This is a genomic window from Atopobium sp. ICM42b, assembly GCA_000564995.1.
In the GTDB taxonomy this organism is placed as follows: Bacteria; Actinomycetota; Coriobacteriia; order Coriobacteriales; family Atopobiaceae; genus Lancefieldella.
Genome location: JDFH01000029.1, coordinates 1 through 18,691 on the forward strand (window position 1 = coordinate 1; position 18,691 = coordinate 18,691).

The 18,691-nt window shown below is 45.7% G+C and carries 14 protein-coding genes; 5 read left to right on the forward strand and 9 right to left on the reverse strand.

The genetic code is table 11. The annotated features are described in order from the left end of the window. Positions 1 to 451: 451 nt before the first annotated feature. Together gpmA and HMPREF1493_RS06510 are read left to right on the forward strand one after the other, a co-directional pair. A complete protein-coding gene (gene gpmA, locus HMPREF1493_RS06505; protein ID WP_035428807.1) occupies positions 452 to 1,213 on the forward strand; it encodes a 2,3-diphosphoglycerate-dependent phosphoglycerate mutase in 762 nt (253 codons plus the stop codon). Positions 1,214 to 1,370: 157 nt separating this feature from the next. Then, entirely contained in the window at positions 1,371 to 2,795 is a 1,425-nt protein-coding gene (locus HMPREF1493_RS06510) for a DHA2 family efflux MFS transporter permease subunit (protein ID WP_035428809.1), read from the forward strand. 95 nt (positions 2,796 to 2,890) lie between these two features. On the opposite strand, the gene crcB is transcribed toward HMPREF1493_RS06510, so the two are convergent. Genes crcB through aspS form a run of 4 tightly spaced genes read right to left on the reverse strand, consistent with a single transcriptional unit; the run spans position 2,891 to position 8,759 of the window. Beyond that, positions 2,891 to 3,262, reverse strand: a complete 372-nt coding sequence (gene crcB, locus HMPREF1493_RS06515) for a fluoride efflux transporter CrcB (protein ID WP_035428811.1) — start codon at positions 3,260 to 3,262, stop codon at positions 2,891 to 2,893. Positions 3,263 to 3,271: 9 nt separating this feature from the next. Beyond that, complete coding sequence (locus HMPREF1493_RS06520) at positions 3,272 to 5,092, reverse strand: ABC transporter ATP-binding protein (protein WP_035428814.1); 1,821 nt, start codon at positions 5,090 to 5,092, stop codon at positions 3,272 to 3,274. Further along, positions 5,085 to 6,887: an ABC transporter ATP-binding protein gene (locus HMPREF1493_RS06525; protein ID WP_051485340.1), complete on the reverse strand. Its 1,803-nt coding sequence runs from the start codon at positions 6,885 to 6,887 to the stop codon at positions 5,085 to 5,087. Before HMPREF1493_RS06525 ends, HMPREF1493_RS06520 begins: the two co-directional genes overlap by 8 nt. Before the next feature lie 45 nt (positions 6,888 to 6,932). Next, entirely contained in the window at positions 6,933 to 8,759 is a 1,827-nt protein-coding gene (aspS, locus tag HMPREF1493_RS06530) for an aspartate--tRNA ligase (protein ID WP_035428817.1), read from the reverse strand. A gap of 246 nt (positions 8,760 to 9,005) precedes the next feature. On the opposite strand from aspS, the gene HMPREF1493_RS06535 reads away from it, so the two are divergent. After that, positions 9,006 to 9,656 carry an HAD family hydrolase gene (locus HMPREF1493_RS06535; RefSeq protein ID WP_035428819.1) on the forward strand — a complete coding sequence of 217 codons (651 nt, stop codon included), beginning with the start codon at positions 9,006 to 9,008 and terminating at the stop codon, positions 9,654 to 9,656. 162 nt (positions 9,657 to 9,818) lie between these two features. Next, a complete protein-coding gene (locus HMPREF1493_RS06540; RefSeq protein ID WP_035428821.1) occupies positions 9,819 to 10,127 on the forward strand; it encodes a hypothetical protein in 309 nt (102 codons plus the stop codon). Between the two features lie 163 nt (positions 10,128 to 10,290). Here the strand turns inward: HMPREF1493_RS06540 and HMPREF1493_RS06545 are convergent, their stop codons facing one another. From HMPREF1493_RS06545 to HMPREF1493_RS06555, 3 genes are all read right to left on the reverse strand, one after another. Next, positions 10,291 to 11,886, reverse strand: a complete 1,596-nt coding sequence (locus tag HMPREF1493_RS06545) for a 4Fe-4S dicluster domain-containing protein (protein ID WP_035428823.1) — start codon at positions 11,884 to 11,886, stop codon at positions 10,291 to 10,293. Between the two features lie 87 nt (positions 11,887 to 11,973). Next, the gene (locus tag HMPREF1493_RS06550; RefSeq protein WP_035428824.1) at positions 11,974 to 12,711 is read right to left on the reverse strand and encodes an RluA family pseudouridine synthase; all 738 of its coding nucleotides are present in this window, start codon (positions 12,709 to 12,711) and stop codon (positions 11,974 to 11,976) included. Position 12,712: 1 nt separating this feature from the next. After that, positions 12,713 to 13,654 (reverse strand): LysR family transcriptional regulator, encoded by a 942-nt coding sequence (locus HMPREF1493_RS06555; protein ID WP_035428827.1) that lies wholly within the window; start codon positions 13,652 to 13,654, stop codon positions 12,713 to 12,715. Between the two features lie 44 nt (positions 13,655 to 13,698). Here HMPREF1493_RS06555 and HMPREF1493_RS06560 point away from each other — a divergent pair, with 44 nt between their 5' ends. Further along, positions 13,699 to 15,204, forward strand: a complete 1,506-nt coding sequence (locus HMPREF1493_RS06560) for a Na+/H+ antiporter NhaC family protein (protein ID WP_286127394.1) — start codon at positions 13,699 to 13,701, stop codon at positions 15,202 to 15,204. A gap of 67 nt (positions 15,205 to 15,271) precedes the next feature. On the opposite strand, the gene HMPREF1493_RS06565 is transcribed toward HMPREF1493_RS06560, so the two are convergent. Then, complete coding sequence (locus tag HMPREF1493_RS06565; RefSeq protein ID WP_035428830.1) at positions 15,272 to 15,925, reverse strand: ABC transporter ATP-binding protein; 654 nt, start codon at positions 15,923 to 15,925, stop codon at positions 15,272 to 15,274. Positions 15,926 to 15,927: 2 nt separating this feature from the next. After that, the gene (locus HMPREF1493_RS06570) at positions 15,928 to 18,093 is read right to left on the reverse strand and encodes a bacteriocin-associated integral membrane family protein (protein ID WP_035428832.1); all 2,166 of its coding nucleotides are present in this window, start codon (positions 18,091 to 18,093) and stop codon (positions 15,928 to 15,930) included. Positions 18,094 to 18,691: the final 598 nt, after the last annotated feature.

Sequence of the window (18,691 nt, forward strand, 5' to 3'; positions counted from 1 at the left end):
CTGATATGCATCTCTATGCATAAACTTCATCTAATATGCTAAAAAATGAATAGCGTCATATAAAAGATTTAACTATAGGTAAATTCCGCACCTAAGGAACACACCTAAGTCAGATAATCTGCTCAGATGCGGGCATTTTACACACCTAATGACGATATTCTGCACGTTTGAGGTATTTTCAGCGTAATGTATACGTCTTTTTAACAGATTATCTGACTTAGGTGTGTTTTGAACTGCCTCCTATTTCTTATGTCCAAGAAATGGGAGGCAGTTCAAAGTTGGCACACGCGATATGCAAAATCTTTTAGACATTGATTCGCACGTATTTTTCGGTGTGCGGTAGAATATTATTCGCAAGCGTTTTGTCTTGCACCTGTATGTAAAGTATTGCCAAAAACTTGGTGTTTACCACGTATGGTGCACAAAGTTTGACGCGTAGAAAGGAAGCCTAATGGCTGAAGATCAGTACATGCACCTTGTTATTGTTCGCCACGGTGAGTCTGAGTGGAACAAGCTCAACCTGTTCACTGGTTGGACCGACGTTGACCTTACCGAGACTGGTCACGAGGAGGCAGCAGCTGGCGGCCGCGCTCTCAAAGAGGCTGGCTATGACTTTGATGTTTGCTACACCTCTCTGCTCAAGCGTGCTATTCACACTCTGAATCATGTTCTTGATGAGCTTGACCGTAACTGGCTTCCTGTTCATAAGACCTGGCGTCTGAACGAGCGTCACTATGGTGCACTTCAGGGCCTCAACAAGGCTGATGCAGCTGCTGAGCACGGCGAGGAGCAGGTAAAGATTTGGCGTCGTTCTTTTGATGTTCAGCCACCAGCTCTTGAGTCAGGCGACGAGCGCGATCCTCACGTTCAGGAAATGTTCCGCGATGTTCCAGCAGAAGATCTTCCTTACACCGAGTGCCTAAAGGACACCATTGCACGCGCATGGCCTTACTTTGAGCAGGAGATCAAGCCACAGCTTGAGGCAGGTAAGCGTGTTCTTATTGCTGCACACGGCAACAGCCTTCGCGCTCTTGTTATGCAGTTTGAGCACCTCACTCCAGAAGAGATTCTTGAGGTTAACATCCCAACTGGCATTCCTTGCGCATACACCTTTGACAAGGATTGGAACATTGTAGACAAGCACTATATTGGCGATCCAGCTGTCATCGAGGCAAAGATTAACGCTGTTGCAAACCAGGGTAAAGCTAAATAAACAGCTTGCTAACACGCAATATTGCTAAGCAGAACGGGGTGGTTTTAAACCACCCCGTTCTTTTTTCCTGCTTATAGAACCATGATGAATACGCCAACAGCTATAAAACCTACTTTGAATAGTGTTACGATGTACCGCCGAGAAAAGAAGGGATTGTATGTTTAAAAGAGAGCTCAACGCAAAACTTGTTCTTTCTGTAATTGCAACAGGAATTATGTCCTTCTCGGGAGTTGTCGTAGAAACTGCCATGAACGTGACGTTTCCAACGTTAATGGAGGAATTCTCTATTGGCACCTCAACGGTACAATGGATGACTACTTCGTACCTTTTGATTCTTGCTATTATCATGCCTATGTCGTCGTTTTTAAACAGACGATTCAAAACTAAAAGTATCTTTACCGTAGCCATGATCTTCTATATTAGTGGCATTCTTTGTGGATTTGCTGCTCCAACGTTTATGCTATTGCTGCTTGGCCGCATTTTAGAAGGCATTGGCACCGGTCTGGCACTGCCTTTGATGTTCAACATCATCACCGAGCAAGCCCCACTTAAAAACATGGGTGTCATGATGGGCATTGGCATGCTAGTTACCGCCGTTGCACCTGCAGTAGGACCTTCAGCTGGTGGCTGGATTGCAGAGCATCTTGGCTGGCGAATGATTTTTGCCGGTCTTCTCCCCTTCTTGATTGTGGCATTTGTACTGGGAATTAGTTCAATCCAACAAAGCCATGAGACTGAAGTGATTTCTTTTGATGTCTTTGGCTGGCTGCTGCTTACCGTAAGTTTTATTGCGCTCATCTTTGTTATTGACGAGTCCAGCGCGTTTGGCCTGCTTAGCATTCCTGTTTTGCTCGCAATTATGATTTTTGTGGGCTCACTTATGTTCTTTGTGCGTCACGAAAACTCCTTTAAACACCAGGAGCAATCTAATAAATCTACAAAAATTCCTATCATTAACCTTGAGGTATTTAGCGAGAAGGGCTTTGTGCTCTCGCTCTTTGCTATTGTTGCTCTGCAATTTATTATTCTTGGTCAGTCGTATCTTCTGCCTAACTTCTCCCAGCTAGTACTAGGTGCAGGCGCTACCGCAGCAGGAGCTCAGATGTTGCCAGGCTGTGCTATTGGCGCAGTTATGGCACCAATTTCTGGTCAGATTTTAGACAAGCTGGGCGCTAAAAAGCCTATTGTTACAGGCATTCTTTGCTGCCTTACCAGCATGCTCCTTTTGCTGCTCTTTGTTCACCAGCTTACCGTAGAAATGATTACGTATATTTTTACTATCTTTGCCATTGGCCAGGCGCTTCAGATGGGAAACAATTTTACGGTAGCTCTAGGACATCTACCAGAAGACCGCAAGGCAGATGGAAATGCTGTTATCAACACACTGCAGCAGCTCTTTGGCGCTATGGGCACCAGCGTTATTTCTGGCGTTGTAGCGGCTTCTCAGCTTGGAGCTACAGACTTAGCTACAAGCACCCTTGCAGGAGCTCAGAATGCACTCTTTGTACTTGTGTGCGTAGCTTGTATCCCTCTTGTTACCATGGGAATCGTGCTCTTTGTACTGCCTAAGATAACAAAATAAAACGCAACTGCGGTATTTAAAAGAAAGCAAATTAAAAAGCTAGGTATCCAAAAGAAGGATATCTAGCTTTTAATTTAGACGAGTGAACTATTGCGCTACGACACAATAGCCGATAATTTCAGTCCAATAAACACAGCAACCAGGCACGTTATAACATTGACCGCAATATTCACACCTGCAGCGGCCCAATTACCTGCTTGAATAAAGGTAAGCGTTTCATTTGAAAAGGTCGAGAAGGTCGAAAGTCCTCCGCAAAGGCCCACAGCTAAGAATAGCTTTACCTGCGGCTGAAGTGGACTTGCAAGGTCAAGTCCCGTCACAAAACCAATAATCAAACCTGCTACTACATTTGCTGCTAACGTACCAACTGGCAGGTTAGGAATCCACTGTTTAAAAAGGACTCCCAACTGCCAGCGACCTAAACTACCCAGAGCTCCACCAAGAGCCACAGCTAACGCTTCAAACATAAAACGCCCCTACTCCAGCTCGCGCGATCCCGTATACAGCTGATAATACTCTCCATGCTTTGCAATAAGCTCATCGTGAGTACCACGCTCAATAATGCGACCATGTTCCAGAACCATAATGGCATCAGAGTTACGAACCGTAGACAGCCTGTGAGCAATCACAAAGACGGTACGGCCTGCCATCAGGGCATCCATGCCCTTCTCGATAAGTGCCTCAGTACGCGTATCAATACTGGAAGTTGCCTCGTCCAAGATAAGCACGGGAGGATCAGCAATAGCAGCACGCGCAATTGCTAAAAGCTGCCTCTGACCTTGGGAAAGGTTGGCGCCGTCCGAGGTAAGCACGGTGTTGTAACCACGAGGCATACGGCGGATAAACTTATCTGCGTTTGCGATTTTTGCTGCAGCAATAACCTCGTCATCAGTGGCGTCTAACTTACCAAAGCGAATATTATCTGCGATGGTACCCGTGAACAGATGTGTGTCCTGCAAAACAATGCCCAGGGAGGACCTTAGTGCAGACTTCTTGATGTCATTGATTGGAATGCCGTCGTAGGTGATGGTTCCGCTACGAACATCGTAGAAGCGGTTGATGAGGTTGGTAATTGTTGTTTTACCAGCACCAGTTGAGCCGACAAATGCAATCTTCTGGCCAGGTTTTGCAAACAGGGTGAGGTTTGCAAGAACTGTCTGATCATCGTCGTATCCAAAGGTCACGTCATCAAAGCGAACGTCTCCGGCAAGAGGGGTTTTCTCGCCAGACGGTGTGACCCAAGCCCAGGACTCTTCTCCAGACTCGTAACCACTAACGCGCACCAGGTCAACCTTGCCCTCATCAACCTCAGGAGTCATCTCCATAACCGCAAAGATGCGCTCGGCACCGGCAAGAGCGGTAAGCAGGAAGTTGGAGAGCTGCGTGAACTGGTTAAACGGCATGGCGGCCTGGCGAACAAAGACCAGGTAGGATGCAAGACTTGCAACATCCGCGTGTCCGTTTACGGCAAGCAGTGCGCCAACCACGGTAACCACAGCGTAATTGATATACGTCAATGAAACCGTGATAGGAACCATAGTTGCCGCATAACCCTGAGCACTTGTTCCAGAGTGCCGTAACTCGTCATTAACCTTTTGAAAATCAGCAAAGTTTGCATCCTCGTGGTTAAAAACTTTAACCACTTTAAGGCCAGAGATTGTTTCTTCTGCAAAACCGTTGAGAACACCAAGGCTCTTTTGCTGCACCGAGTAATGTTTAGCAGAGCGCTTACTTGCATAGCGTGCATAAATCACAATCAAAACGTCAAAGAGAACAGTGATGAGCGTCAGCTGCCAGTTAAGAACAATGAGCAGTACAAGCGTGCCAACCATCTGAATAAACGCCAGAACAAGGTTGGCAAAGCTGTTGTTGAGCGCTTCCGAGATGGTATCCACGTCATTTGTAAAGAAGCTCATAATATCGCCGCGAGTACGCTGGTCAAAAAACTTGAGCGGTAGCGACTCAATATGCTCAAAGAGGTCTCGCCTAATGTCAAAAACAATCCTCTGGGCAGCGCGAACCATAATTTGTGTGTAACCAACACTGGTAAGAGCACCAATTGCATACACAACCGCTGTAAATACAATGAGGTTGGTAAATGCGTTTACGTCTCCCCTGCCCACTGCAGCAACAACAGGCTTAATCATGTAGGTGCCAAGGAGCGCCGTTAAACCGCTGATAGAAACAAGAAGTGCCACCAACATAAGGCGCTTCTTAGCATGACCTAAGTACGAGACAAACACCCTAATGGTATGTCCGATGTTTTGAGGACGTGCTCCTCCTGCGCGATTAGCCATGTGACACCTCCTTACCAGCAGCATCAATGTCTGATTGACTACCGCCAATCTGCGACTCATACAGCTCTCTATAGATAGGGCTCTTGGCGAGAAGTTCTGTGTGAGTGCCAGTCATATGGACCCTACCGTTATCAAGAACGACAATCTGATCTGAGTCCATAACCGAGTTCACACGCTGAGCAATGATGATCTTTGTCATGTCAGCAAGCTCAGCAAGGCCTGCGCGGATCTTTGCGTCGGTTGCTGTATCAACCGCACTGGTAGAGTCATCAAAAATGATAATTTTTGGTTTCTTCAAAAGCGCACGTGCAATGCAAAGGCGCTGTTTCTGGCCACCAGAAACATTGACGCCACCCTGACCAAGGTCTCCGTCCAAGCCGCCAATCCTGTCAAGAAACTCATCAACACATGCAGTAGAGCAGGCATGAAGCAGTTCCTCGTCAGTTGCATTGGGATCTCCCCAGAGCAGGTTGTCGCGGACGGTGCCGCTGAACAGCACATTTTTTTGAAGGACAACAGATACTGCGTCACGAAGTGAAACAAGATTGTAGGAGCGGACGTCATTCTCGCCAACAAACACGGTGCCTTCAGTAGCATCGTACAAGCGAGCAATCAGCTGGATAAGGGTGGTTTTTCCGGATCCGGTGCCGCCAAGAATACCAACGGTAGAGCCTGGCGCAAACGAGAGATTAATGTCTTCGAGGACGTCCTCTTCAGCGCTCTGACTATACTTGAAGGATACGTTTTCAAAGCGGACTGCACCATTCTTAACGTCAGTCAAACCGTGCTCTGGAGACTCAATAGCAGGCTCCTCGGAAAGAATCTCTCCAATTCGACGCACACTGGTAATGGCGCGAGCAGTAAGTAAGAACACGCCAGAAATCATCATAAGAGAGTTCATGATAAGCAGTACGTAGCTCATAAATCCCGTAAGCTCACCAACACCCAGTCTGCCAGCCATAATCATCTGGCCACCAAACCAAAGAATAGCCACGTTAGTGACATACATTGAGGCCTGGAAAATAGGCAGGTTTAAAACGGAAGTGCCAAAGGTCTTTGTAGCAGTCTGTGCATACTGGGTATTAACTTTTTCAAAGCGCTCGGAGACATATCCTTCTCGGACATATGCCTTAATCGCTCGAACCGCAGCAAAGTCTTCCTGCAGTGCCTCGTTAAGCTTATCCATTGCACTTTGCATAACGCGGTACAAAGGACCAACGCGCTTCACAATAAAGAAGAGTGCAATGGCCAAGAAAGGCAGCACAGCAAAATACACTACTGCCAGCTCTGGGCTCATAATAAACGCCATAACCAAGCCCATGACCAGCATAATTGGTCCACGCATAAACGGGCGCGTGCCCATTGCAAAGGCATTCTGAATAATGGTTACATCAGAAGTCAAACGCGTCACCAAAGAGGATGAATCGTATTTATCAAGATTTGCAAAAGCAAACTCTTCCATACGGCGATATTCATCTTGTCTGAGTTGAGCGCCTAGTCCCATAGCTGCTTTTGCTGAGTAGCGCGCATATCCAATACCAGCAAACATGGCGAGAAGAGCAAAGACAACCATAACGGTACCGTTTACAAAAACAGTCTGAAGGTTACCCTGTAAAATACCCTGGTCAACAATTTGGGCCATGAGTACAGGAATCACTAATTCGAGTAGGGACTCTGCAAACACACAGAGTCCCGACATAACAAAGTCCTTTTTATACGCGCCAAAATGGTCCAAGATTACCTTTAACTCAGCGCGAGCAGATGGAGCTTTTTCTTTTACAGAAGCATCATTCATCGTTAAAACACCACGTACCTTACTGTCTTGCTTTGCTTGGTTTGCTTATGCCTCTTTTGGAAGCGTTTGAAGCGAAACCTCCTTGAGCTGCTCATTAGAAACAGGTGAAGGAGCGCTAGACATAAGATCAGAGCCAGAAGTAGTCTTTGGGAACGCCATGACATCACGGATAGAATCAGCACCTGCAAGCAACATGCATACGCGGTCAAGACCAAGTGCAAAGCCGCCCATTGGAGGTGCACCAAACGTCAGAGCCTCCATCAAGAAGCCAAACTGAGCCTTTGCACGCTCTTCAGTAAAGCCGAGTTTCTCCAGAATCTTAAGCTGCAGGTCAGCGTTGTGAATACGCATTCCACCGCCGCCAGCCTCAAAGCCGTCCATAACAAAGTCGTACGTATACGAGCCCATAGCCAGAGGATCAGTGTCCAGAAGGTCAAGCTCATCCTCACGAGGAAGCGTAAAGGGCTGATGCTCAGAAGCATAGGACTGAGTTTCCTCATCCCAATGGAACAGTGGGAAATTAACAACCCAGAGGAAATCATGACCTTCTCGCGGTACATCCAAGACCTTTGCCATATGCAGGCGCATACCACCAAGAATCTCATCTGTCTCCAGGCGGCCGCCCACAGCAAAGAGAATCAAGTCCCCTGCCTCAGCAGACATCTCTGCACGCAGTGCTTCAAGCTCTTCTGGCGAGAAGAACTTGGTAATAGGACCTCCCACGGAACCGTCCTCTTTGAAGGCGACCCATGCAAGTCCCTTGGCACCAAAGCCGGCAGCTACCTCGGCAAGCTTATCTACCTGAGAGCGTGGCCAGGTACCTGCACCCTTAACGTTGATTGCCTTGACGTACTGGCCTTCTGTTGTAGCAGCAGAGCTAAAGAGCTTAAAGCTGGACTGCTTGAAGACCTCAGAGACGTCGTGGAGCTCCATACCAATGCGGGTATCAGGCTTGTCGGAACCGTAAGTATCCATTGCATCCCAGTACTGAATCTTGCGCAATGGAGCTGGGAACTCAATACCCATCTTTGCAAATGCATCGCCCAGAATATCCTCAAGCTCTGCCATGACATCTTCCTCGCGGACAAATGCCATCTCCATATCAACCTGTGTAAACTCAGGCTGACGATCTGCACGAAGATCCTCATCACGGAAGCACTTAGTAATCTGGTAGTAGCGCTCAACGCCGCCAATCATCAGCAGCTGCTTCAGCAGCTGTGGAGACTGTGGTAGTGCGTAGAAGTTTCCACCCTGCATTCTAGATGGAACCAGGAAGTCACGAGCGCCCTCAGGAGTAGATTTAAACAGCGCTGGAGTCTCTACCTCGGTAAAGTCACGCTTATGGAAAGCCTCACGAAGCGCAAATGCAAAATCAGAACGCATACGAAGATTCTGTGCCATCTGAGGACGACGCAGGTCAACATAGCGGTACCTCAAGCGAAGGTCCTCGTTAACGTCAATGTGGTTCTCAATTTGGAATGGTGGAACAGCGCTAGTATTAAGAACCTCAATCTTTGAAGCAAGTACCTCTACCTCACCGGTAGCAAGAGCCTCATTGGTCTGACCTTCAGAACGATGCTGAACGGTACCAGAAATCAAAACAGGCCACTCAGGACGAATAGTCTCTGCAGTTGCGAATGTTTCTGCATCAACATCTGGGTCAAACAGAATCTGGGTCAAACCCTCGCGGTCACGAAGGTCAACAAAAATCAGGCCACCAAAGTCACGACGGCGCCAAACCCAACCAGTGAGCGTAACGGTCTGACCGATATGCTCTGCACGAAGCTCACCGCAGGTATGCGTATGCATGCTGTGCAAATCAACAGCTGCGTGAGCGGAATAATTCTGGGGGTTTTCTGAGGAACAATCCATTTTTATCCTTTCGTCTTTGCTTCCCTGTGCCAAATCGGAAAGCGCCTTCAAGACGGCAAAAACGTGTAGACGGCACGTTCTTGCTCATAGATTAAACATTGTACTCTCCAACGTTTAGTCGAATCCTCTCAATCTAAACTTAGTGGAGATTCACGAGGAATAAATAACTTACCGTCACACTTTTACGCTAGACTGAAATTGATACACATGAGCCCTCTTACAGGGCGAGAAGAACTTGGAGCTTTCATGGCCTATAAAGCCGCTGTTTTTGATCTAGACGGAACACTTCTGAACACTATTGTTGATCTTGCTTGGGCAACAAATTACGCCCTTGAGCAGTTCAACATGCCCACCTATACCGTTGATGAAGTACGTCAGATGGTTGGAAATGGCATTGCTAAACTTATCCGTGACGCTGTGCCAGAGAGTACTGATGAAGCAACATACCAGCGCGTACTCGCATGCTTTAAGGAGCACTACGCTGATCACAGCTTAGATAACACTGCGCCCTACCCTGGCATCCTTGATGCGGTTGATACGCTCAGGGCAGCTGGCGTTAAATGCGCTGTTGTTTCCAACAAGCCAGACTTTGCTATTGCCGATTTAATGACCAATTTCTTCCCAGGTAGATTTGACTTTGCTCTGGGTCAGCGAGATGACCTTAAAAGAAAGCCTGATGCCGAGCCTGTCCATTACGCCCTCGCTCAAATTGGCGTTGACCCTCAAGACGCTGTCTACATTGGAGACTCCGAGGTTGATGTTGCAACAGCACACAACAGCGGCATGCCTTGCATAAGTGTTACCTGGGGATTTAGAGATAAAGAAACGCTTCTAGCTGCAGGTGCTACCACGCTTTGCAATACAGCAGAAGAAATGGTGCAAGAAATTCTCAAATAGTAGCACTAAAAATGCAACCATCCGTTCATTGCCGTTGAGCGAGAAAAAACGTCCGCTTGCCTATGCCTCTCAATTCGTCTGAATAAGCGTATTCGGAGGGCGGTATAGTCAATAAAAGTGCGTCCATAATTTGCGCGCAAGCGACGTGGAAAGGATTGCATCATGGGCAAGAAAAGTTCTGAGGTTCTCCAGATTTCTTACGAAGACCTGGTAGAGTACCTGCACAGTAATCACTCTGTGTACATGCAAGTCGGACACCAGGTTTATTACCTCACTGATGTCAACTTTGAGGCATGGAGAGCTCAAGACACCAGTATCAGAAACTCAAAAAACCACTTTGTAGATTGTTCTGAATTAGTTCCTACGGTAGACGAATTTCTCGCACTTCCTTTTATTAATGGAAAAACCATTAAAGACGTTTTTTCACATGCAACGTTCTATGCATCCATGAAAAACGAAAAATCTGAGTAATTCAAAATAATCAGCATTTTGTTGACTATCTCTCAGCTAAAACTTAAAGGACCTGTTAACGCAGGTCCTTTTTTACCAGGTAAATTACCTTAATAACCTGCATCTCATATAAAAACGCCGATGCAGTGCACCGGCGTTTTACGTTTAATTTGAGAGAACCTGTCTACTCAACAGGCTTCTGAACCTCAAGAACCTCGGCAATCTCAACCTCAGCAGAAACGGTGCCCGCAAGCTCTGAAATAAGATCGTTGTACTTATTCGCAGAAGCAAGCTCAGAAGAAGCGGTCTTTGCGTAACGCTTAACCGCTGCGGCGGCACGGTTAACGGCACTCAGGGTGCCAGCGCCTCCGACACATCCACCTGGGCAGGCCATACCCTCAAGAAGATAACCTGGATATTTACCCTTAACAGCATCCTTAAGCATAGCTCGGCACTCAGCAAGGCCGTCAACAGCCATGATAGGAACTTCTTTATCAGGGTACTTCTGGTGGATGACGTTTACTACGGCGCCTGCTACGCCACCGGCCACTGCAAAGGCGCGACCGTCATGGGAGGCGTTTTCAAAGTCGGAGTTGTCGTCATCAAGCTTGGTGTAGTCAATACCCTTAGACTCCATCATGCCCGCAAGCTCCTCAAAGGTCAGAACAAAGTCAACCTCTGACTTAACAGAACGACGCAGTGCCTCAAGTTTCTTAGCAGTGCATGGTCCAATAAAGACAATCTTGGACTCTGGGTTTTGTTTTCTTACCAGACGAGCAGTCAGAACCATTGGCGTGAGTGCCATAGAGATAGCATCAGCATGCTCTGGATGCTCTTTTTTAGCCATAGCAGACCAAGAGGGACAGCAGCTTGTTCCCATAAAGGGAAGCTTCTCTGGAACTTCTTTGACAAAGTCTTCTGCTTCCTGAACGGTACAAAGGTCGGCGCCTGTTGCCACCTCTTCTACCTCGGCGAATCCCATCTCCTTGAAGGCTTCACGAAGACGGCCAACGCTACCCTTGCCAAACTGGCCAACAAATGAAGGAGCCACAATTGGCACAACGGTATAGCCCTCATTGATAGCCTGAATTACCTGGAAAATCTGGCTCTTATCGGCAATAGCACCAAAGGGGCAGTTGACCAGGCACTGACCACAAGATACGCACTTCTCGTAATCAATGTCTGCGCGACCGTGCTCATCAGAACCAATAGCATCCATGCCACAAGCAGCAGCGCAAGGACGTACGTGGTGATGAATTGCCTGGTACGGACAAACCTTGAAGCACATGCCGCACTGAATGCACTTCTCCTGATCAATATATGCCTTTTTGTCCACGAAGCTAATTGCCTCTTTAGGACAAATCTCTCGACAAGGGTGTGCAAGACAGCCCTGGCAAGCGTTGGTAACGCGATACACGTTGTCCTCGCAGGCATTGCACGCAAACTTAACAATGTTGATCAGCGGTGGCTGGTAATAAACCTCTGGTCGAGAAGCCTCTTCCAAGCCATCGGATATTTGCTCGGGTTGATCAACACCCTGCATAGGCATGCCCATAGTCATGCGGATACGCTCACCAACAATAGCGCGCTCCAAGAAGACGCTCTCGCGATACGTTGCAATATCACCAGGAATAATCTTGTAAGGTAGCTCTTCCATCTGGCGAGCAATTTCATCAACGCTCTTGTCTGCTTTTTCATACGCAAGCGCTGAAACCTCTTTAAATACCTTCCTGCGAATTTCAGTCAGGTTGGTATAGACACCTCGCATTGTGCCAGGCATTTCTCCCCCTCCTCGTTCACTTTATGCACGTCTGGGTAACGTATTTGCACAAAATGAATGTATGTCTCTATCACAAAGTATGTACTATTAGTCCACCTCAGTGACACCAAAATAAGAAAATCGCTCTGGAATGTCCGTTTTAATCACAATTTTTGCGCTCGTGACTGGATGAATAAATTCAACGCGATATGCATGCAGCATTAACGGCTGCGCTTTATGTTTCTTTTTTGCTCCGCGCTGCAGAGACGATACGCCTCCATACAGCGTGTCTCCTACCAGGGGAAATCCGAGTGACGAGAGATGCACTCTAATTTGATGCTTTCTTCCTGTCAGCAAATTGACCAGTAGCAAGCTTTGAGTTTGACCTTGTGCTGACGATGCAACCTTAATAAGGCGTACCTCCGTTTGAGAAGGCTTGCCTGTGGCTGAGATTCTCATCTTCTGAGCGTCATGCCGATCTTTTCCAATTGCCTTATCTATCAGCACTTTATTTGGTTCAAACGTTCCCTTAACAGCTGCCAGATACTCTTTGGAAAGTTCCTTGGAGGCAATAAGCTGGTCAAACTGAGCCTGCGTTTCTTTTTTGAGCGAGAAAAGCACTATGCCCGTAGTCTCCCTATCAAGGCGATTCAGAGCTTGAACCTGGGAAAGGTCTATCTTGCTTGGACTCTCAAGTGCGCGAAGTTTCTCGCAAACTGCCTCAGTTAACGAAGGCTCATGGGTACCATCCGCATGAACGATAATTCCCGCAGGTTTATTTACGGCAAGCAGATACTCATCTTTATACAAAATCTCAAGATTACTGTCAGTCTGAGGCGCATCCATGCTACTCACCTCGCTTAACCACATACCGCTGCTCAGAAAGCACCTGGGCAAATGACTCGATTGTGCTCCACACATGATCCGTGCGTCGCCAGGCAACGCTGACCGAGTACGACATCTCTTTTCCTAGCTCAATAATGTGGAGGCCAGATGTTTCAAAGTCGTAGTAAGAAGACGCCACCAACTCCGATGGCAAGAAGCACGCGCCAACCCCTCTCATGGCAAGTGCCAAAAGCGTCTCGGAGTTTCTGGACATGACCTTGATAGTGGGAGAAATGCCCGATGCCGCAAACGTATGACGAGCAAAACTACCTGCAATGTCTCGCTTACCAACCGTTAGGAAAGGACATGCCTCCAGAGCCGTGAGCTTTCCCGTCTTTTTGACTTGCGCGACAACCGAGTCAACCTTATCTGCATACAAAGACTCAAGAAGCGCTTGAGAGACAACCAGAACAATCTTCTCGTCAAACAGCTTTTTAACAACCAAGTCATACGACGACGAATTAACTGTTGCAACAATCAAGTCAAGCTGGCCTTCAGATAGCCACTCAACCAGCTCGTCATTCTCGCCTTCATCAAGCTCAATGGAGATATTTGGATGCAATTTTTGGAAAGCAGCGATGGAGCGCGGCATGATGATGTGGCCTCGTGTTGCGGTAACACCAACACGCAGGCGACCTCGCTCGTTGCCCGCAATATCAAGAAACTCTTGATCCATAGCGCGACGCTGAGCCTGAAACCTACGGGCATAACGCAAGAACTCTTCTCCCGCAAACGTTAGAGACAACGGGACGGTGCGTTCCAACAGCTTAGAGCCAAGTTCTTTTTCTGCTGCCGCAATATTTGCCGAGAGCGTTTGCTGCGTTACGCTCAGGCGCTCAGCCGCCTTGGTGAAGCTCTTTTCTTCTGCAACGGCAACAAAATAATCCATAGTTTGAAAGTTCATTTTTGCTCCCACTGTATTACAAAAATTACTTGTAATTATAACCATTGAAAACAGTTGGACTTCAACTTTTTAGTTGCCTACTCTATTTACATAAGAAATTCGTTTGGAGTGGATGCATGGTAGAGCTAATAGTACTAAGTGCCTTTGCGGTGATGCTCATCGTAGGTACAGCCCTATCTTTCCCCCTTACATCTATCTTGACCATTGGTTTCTTCCTCTTTTTTGGTTACGGACTCTCTCGTAAAATCTCTGCAAAAAAGCTTCTTTTGGCAGCCTTTGAATCTGTTTGGGAAGTTAAAACAATTATTGCGCTGTTTGCTGTTGTTGGTGCTATGAGCGCAGCATGGCGAGCAGCTGGAACCATTCCAGAGATTGTCAGCATTTCCGCTTCTCTTATTTCTCCTTCTGTCTTTATTCTGGCAACATTCTTACTTTGCACCATGATGTCCATGCTTTTGGGTACCGCATTTGGTACTGCCGCAACCATGGGTATCATCTGCATGTCTATTGGTAAGGCAATTGGAGCAAGCGAGTTCTTTATTGGTGGCGCTGTTCTTGCAGGTAGCTACTTTGGCGATCGTTGCTCCCCTATGTCTACCAGCGCAATCCTTGTTTCCCAGCTCACCGATACCAATCTATCCAAGAACATTAACCGCATGCTTCGTACCAGCGTGGTGCCTTTTATTGCTGCATGTGTTATCTACGTGGCCTGGGACTTCTTTATGGCAAACACGGGAACTATTCCCGACATTACTGGTCTTCTGAGCCGTTCCTTTAGACTTTCTTTGATTTCGCTTACACCAGCACTTCTTGTAATTGTTTTCTCGCTTCTTAAGGTTGATGTCATTGTGACCATGGCATCCAGCCTGGTATTGGCCTGCATTCTGTGTGTCACCATCCAGCGCGTTCCGCTTACAGACCTGCCAGTCATCTTGCTCTTTGGCCTTCGCGCTCCAGGAGCTACCGTTGCAAACATGGTGAATGGTGGAGGCGTTTTCTCCATGATGAACGTCTTGACAATCGTGACCATTTCTTCAAGCTACGCTGGTCTTTTCCAGACAACTGGCCTGCTTCGCCGTATGTGCCAGCTGGTAGCCGACCTCTCCGATAACTCCACGCCTTTCTTTGGCGTTCTGATTACCAGCATGTTTACCTCAATGGTTTCTTGCAACCAGACCTTGGCTATTATGCTGACAAACGATCTGTGCGAGAACGCAGAAAACTCTTCTAGCGCCCTTGCTTTGGATATCGAGAATAGCGCTGTAATTCTTGCTCCTCTGGTACCGTGGTCCATCTCAAACATCTCGGTACTCTCTGCAATTGGCGCACCTTCCATGAGTCTTCTAGCTGCGAGCTTCCTTTATTTGCTGCCTCTTTGGACTCTGGGAATCTCTCTGTGGCTGCATCGCCGCCCAGCAAAAATTGACGGTCATCGTGCTCGTTGGCTTGGCCTCACCTCTGACGATGTCCGCAGCTGCTCATGGCCACGCGTAGAGGATTCAGATTCTGCAGACTCTACCGCAAGTCTTCCTGCCGTTAAAGTTGCCTAAGACCGAGCTGTTTAACGCCTGTAATACGCATTGCAAAAACTGAAAGTACCTTATTACACCTGCGCTTCTATTGGTGCCTTGGCAATTCAATAATTCGATCGCAACGTTGAGCAATACTCATATCATGAGTGACCATAAGAAGCGTCTTATGGTTTGCGTGAACGGAATCTAGCAAACTGTCTATAACAATAGTGGCCATGGCCTTATCAAGTGATCCAGTTGGTTCGTCAGCAAGAATTAAATTACCCGGTTTTATCATTGCTCGAGCAATTGCCACCCTCTGCTTTTCTCCACCAGAAAGCTCATTTACAACTGCATCGAACTTCTCGCCAATTCCATAGCTTTCCAAAGCAGTTTTAATAAGATGCTCCTGTTCCTGCTTTGAAAGCTTGGTGTATTGAAGCGCTAGTGAGAGATTTTTGCTTACTTTCCAGTCGTTAATGAGAGCAAAAGACTGGAATAGGTAATTGATCTCAGTGCGCCTCATAAGTGTTGCTTTTTTGCTATTGATTGAAGGATATGCTCTTCCTTCAAGGCTGATTGCGCCTGAATCTAAAGTCTCGAGAAGACCGATGATATTAAGAAGCGTTGATTTTCCGCAGCCAGAAGGGCCCACGAGAGCCACTGACTCTCCGCTCTGTATCTCAAATGAAATGTTATGAAGAACTGTGTTGCTTCCAAATAACTTATTGAGAGCATCTACCTGTAGAAATGTTTTCATAACTACTCCTTAGAGAGATTCTCTAGAACAATTCTCATAGTGCTTCTATTTGCAGAAATACTGATAGTCAAATTGGAAATCAATAACATCAAGCAGCCCATTATTATTCCAAGAGTTGAACCTATGACAATCATGCAAAGTGTTCCAACAAGTGCAATGAGATTCACTATGAGGAAAATATTTATGTATTGCTTGTAAATACCAAATCCCAACATGCATTCAACAGCAATTTTTCTCTCATGTAATCTCTGAACAATTGAAATCATACTTATTTGAATAACTGTTATAGCCGCAAACATAAGCGCAATTACAACACCGAATAAGAGGAAGAGCTCCTGCAGAGATTTTCTGTAGTCCTTTATAAAGCTCTCTATCGAACTGAACTGTGTTCCAAAACCATCATCAGAGAGCTCTACAACACCGCTGGAATCCAACAAATTTGCAGCGGCCTCAGGTGATAACTTTATGTAACTATTATCAAGCCCCGTAGCCACTAAACTTTCTGATTCAGTAGGAACCATGTTATTTGACGTTACCACTTTGATTACAACATTTGTGCTTATAGAAGGGCTGTCTATATTTGTTGACCAGGTAAAAAATCCCCCACTAGCATCGTATTCAATAAATTCAGATGAAGGATTTTGCATATAGGGTGTAACAATGTCTGACTCAAATATCTTGTCGCTTCTAGCCACAAGTTCTCTTAGCAGAGATTTTTGCTCTTCTGAATACGAACTTGGAACGAGATAAATCCTTGTTCCATTCTCCGCTTTTTTAACTTGTTCATCAGTCAACGCTACCCCAATTTCTTTTAGATAAGATGGGGATGCAATCAGAACATCAAATGGCTTCAAAATCGATGAATTTACTTCATAGGCATTTAGCGTTGGCTCACCTATTTGATTTACATGAGCAATATACACGCCTGTATCGTGCTCGTGGGTTTTATACCAATCAAATAATTCCTTACTTTTATCCATTGGCCTGCCGTTGAAAAAATGACCTTGAGAAACATGATTTCGGACAATATACCAATCTTTATATACAGACCAATTTTCTTGAGTGGATAGTAGATTTGAGTACATTGTTATAGGAGCATCCATATAAGTAGAACCAGCAAAAACTACTACACAACAAAGTGCATAAATTATCGCCGTTAGAACGTATAGACCCTTTTGTGACAATCTTCCTAAAATTGCATCTACAGGGCGGATTGTTAGAAGTGGAGCAGCAGAAATTAGTACCGAAACCACAACTACAAGTATTGCTGGCATTGCCGAGGTAAACGTAAACAGTAAAAAACTGCCAGTAATATCAAATCCGGAGCAATTAACCATTGTCCACATAAAGGCTAATGGCAGTAAAACAGCTGCTAAAGCACAATAGAAAAAATAATGATGAACGACGTAATCGCTCTTACTCCAGCCAAGCATTACGTGAACACCGAGTTTTTTTAATTCTTGTAACGAGTTGTAATACGTCAGTAAACAAAACGATATGCTCAAGATTATAAAAGTTACTCCAGCAACATAGTAGAAGAGTCCAATTTCAACCGCTGATCCTGAATAATTAGTAATAAATTTTTCTTTATGTAGGCCAGTAGCTTCTGAAATCTGACTAACCAATTCATCAAATTCTTCAGGAGAAAGGCCTAAAACAGCACAAGAATTTCCCAGATTATAGCCAGGAGTAATTTGATCTAATTTGAAATAAACTGAGCCCAAAACATACGGCAAGTCACTAACCTTATTGTTAGTATCCATTCCGTAGCCAAGATATGACTCTGAAGAACGTCCGAGAAGTTCATTTATTTTTTGCCTATTTATAACTTGGGTGCCAAGAATATCAAAGGAATCAAAGCTGTTAGCCTCACTACCTGGAGAAGACAGCACGCCAACGGTCAATATCCTAGGCCCTTCAGTAATTGATTCAGTTTTCTTAGTTATAAGAATCATCTTGTGAGTTTGTGCGTAAGACCTAACAACTGACACAAACGTTTCTTTTGTCTCATCAGACATCTGTGACGTATAAAATTGTGGCTGATCAGAGAGCCAAGAATCGAATTTTCGGGAAGTAAATATTTCCAAAAAACCATTTCCCACCAAAAACGAAGAAAGTGCAATTAAGACAACTATGATAGAAACAATGAAGCGGTACGCTCTTTTCATTTCTTCACCTACAATTTCTTTGAATTAAAAAAATGAAGGCGCTTATTAGTTATAAAGCTATAAATATGCTTCTACAGTATCAGTATGAACTTTAATCATTTACGTTTAATCGACTTCACTGATAACTATCGTAAACGGCTTCTATTATTCTACAAACGGTATTTACTACCTAAATAAAAACCTCTCATGCCTAGGACATGAACTGCCTCGCATTTCTTGGACACGAGAAATGGGAGGCTGTTCATATGCGTGTGATTATGATTCTGCAGCGTGTTAGTGTCGGCTTTTAGGCCTGGCGCACAAAATAGCGCAGCTTTCTTATGTTCTGCTGAAGAATCAACATGTTCTTAATCAAGATAGCCAGGCAGCTAGGCGGTCGCACTACCTGATATGCATCTCTATGCATAAACTTCATCTAATATGCTAAAAAATGAATAGCGTCATATAAAAGATTTAACTATAGGCAAATTCCGCACCTACGGAACACACCTAAGTCAGATATTCTGCTCAGATGCGAGCATATTACACTTCTAAGTCAGATATTCTGCATGTTTTAGCTATTTTCAGCGTAATGTATACGTCTTTTTGACAGATTATC

Excerpts from the sequence above, each read along its gene's own strand:
- HMPREF1493_RS06535 (WP_035428819.1), top strand. The coding sequence starts at position 9,006 with ATGGCCTATAAAGCCGCTGTTTTTGATCTAGACGGAACACTTCTGAAC.
- HMPREF1493_RS06525 (WP_051485340.1), bottom strand. The coding sequence starts at position 6,887 with ATGAATGATGCTTCTGTAAAAGAAAAAGCTCCATCTGCTCGCGCTGAG.
- crcB (WP_035428811.1), bottom strand. The coding sequence starts at position 3,262 with ATGTTTGAAGCGTTAGCTGTGGCTCTTGGTGGAGCTCTGGGTAGTTTA.
- gpmA (WP_035428807.1), top strand. The coding sequence starts at position 452 with ATGGCTGAAGATCAGTACATGCACCTTGTTATTGTTCGCCACGGTGAG.
- HMPREF1493_RS06540 (WP_035428821.1), top strand. The coding sequence starts at position 9,819 with ATGGGCAAGAAAAGTTCTGAGGTTCTCCAGATTTCTTACGAAGACCTG.
- HMPREF1493_RS06565 (WP_035428830.1), bottom strand. The coding sequence starts at position 15,925 with ATGAAAACATTTCTACAGGTAGATGCTCTCAATAAGTTATTTGGAAGC.
- HMPREF1493_RS06570 (WP_035428832.1), bottom strand. The coding sequence starts at position 18,093 with ATGAAAAGAGCGTACCGCTTCATTGTTTCTATCATAGTTGTCTTAATT.
- HMPREF1493_RS06555 (WP_035428827.1), bottom strand. The coding sequence starts at position 13,654 with ATGAACTTTCAAACTATGGATTATTTTGTTGCCGTTGCAGAAGAAAAG.
- HMPREF1493_RS06550 (WP_035428824.1), bottom strand. The coding sequence starts at position 12,711 with ATGGATGCGCCTCAGACTGACAGTAATCTTGAGATTTTGTATAAAGAT.
- HMPREF1493_RS06545 (WP_035428823.1), bottom strand. The coding sequence starts at position 11,886 with ATGCCTGGCACAATGCGAGGTGTCTATACCAACCTGACTGAAATTCGC.
- aspS (WP_035428817.1), bottom strand. The coding sequence starts at position 8,759 with ATGGATTGTTCCTCAGAAAACCCCCAGAATTATTCCGCTCACGCAGCT.
- HMPREF1493_RS06510 (WP_035428809.1), top strand. The coding sequence starts at position 1,371 with ATGTTTAAAAGAGAGCTCAACGCAAAACTTGTTCTTTCTGTAATTGCA.
- HMPREF1493_RS06520 (WP_035428814.1), bottom strand. The coding sequence starts at position 5,092 with ATGGCTAATCGCGCAGGAGGAGCACGTCCTCAAAACATCGGACATACC.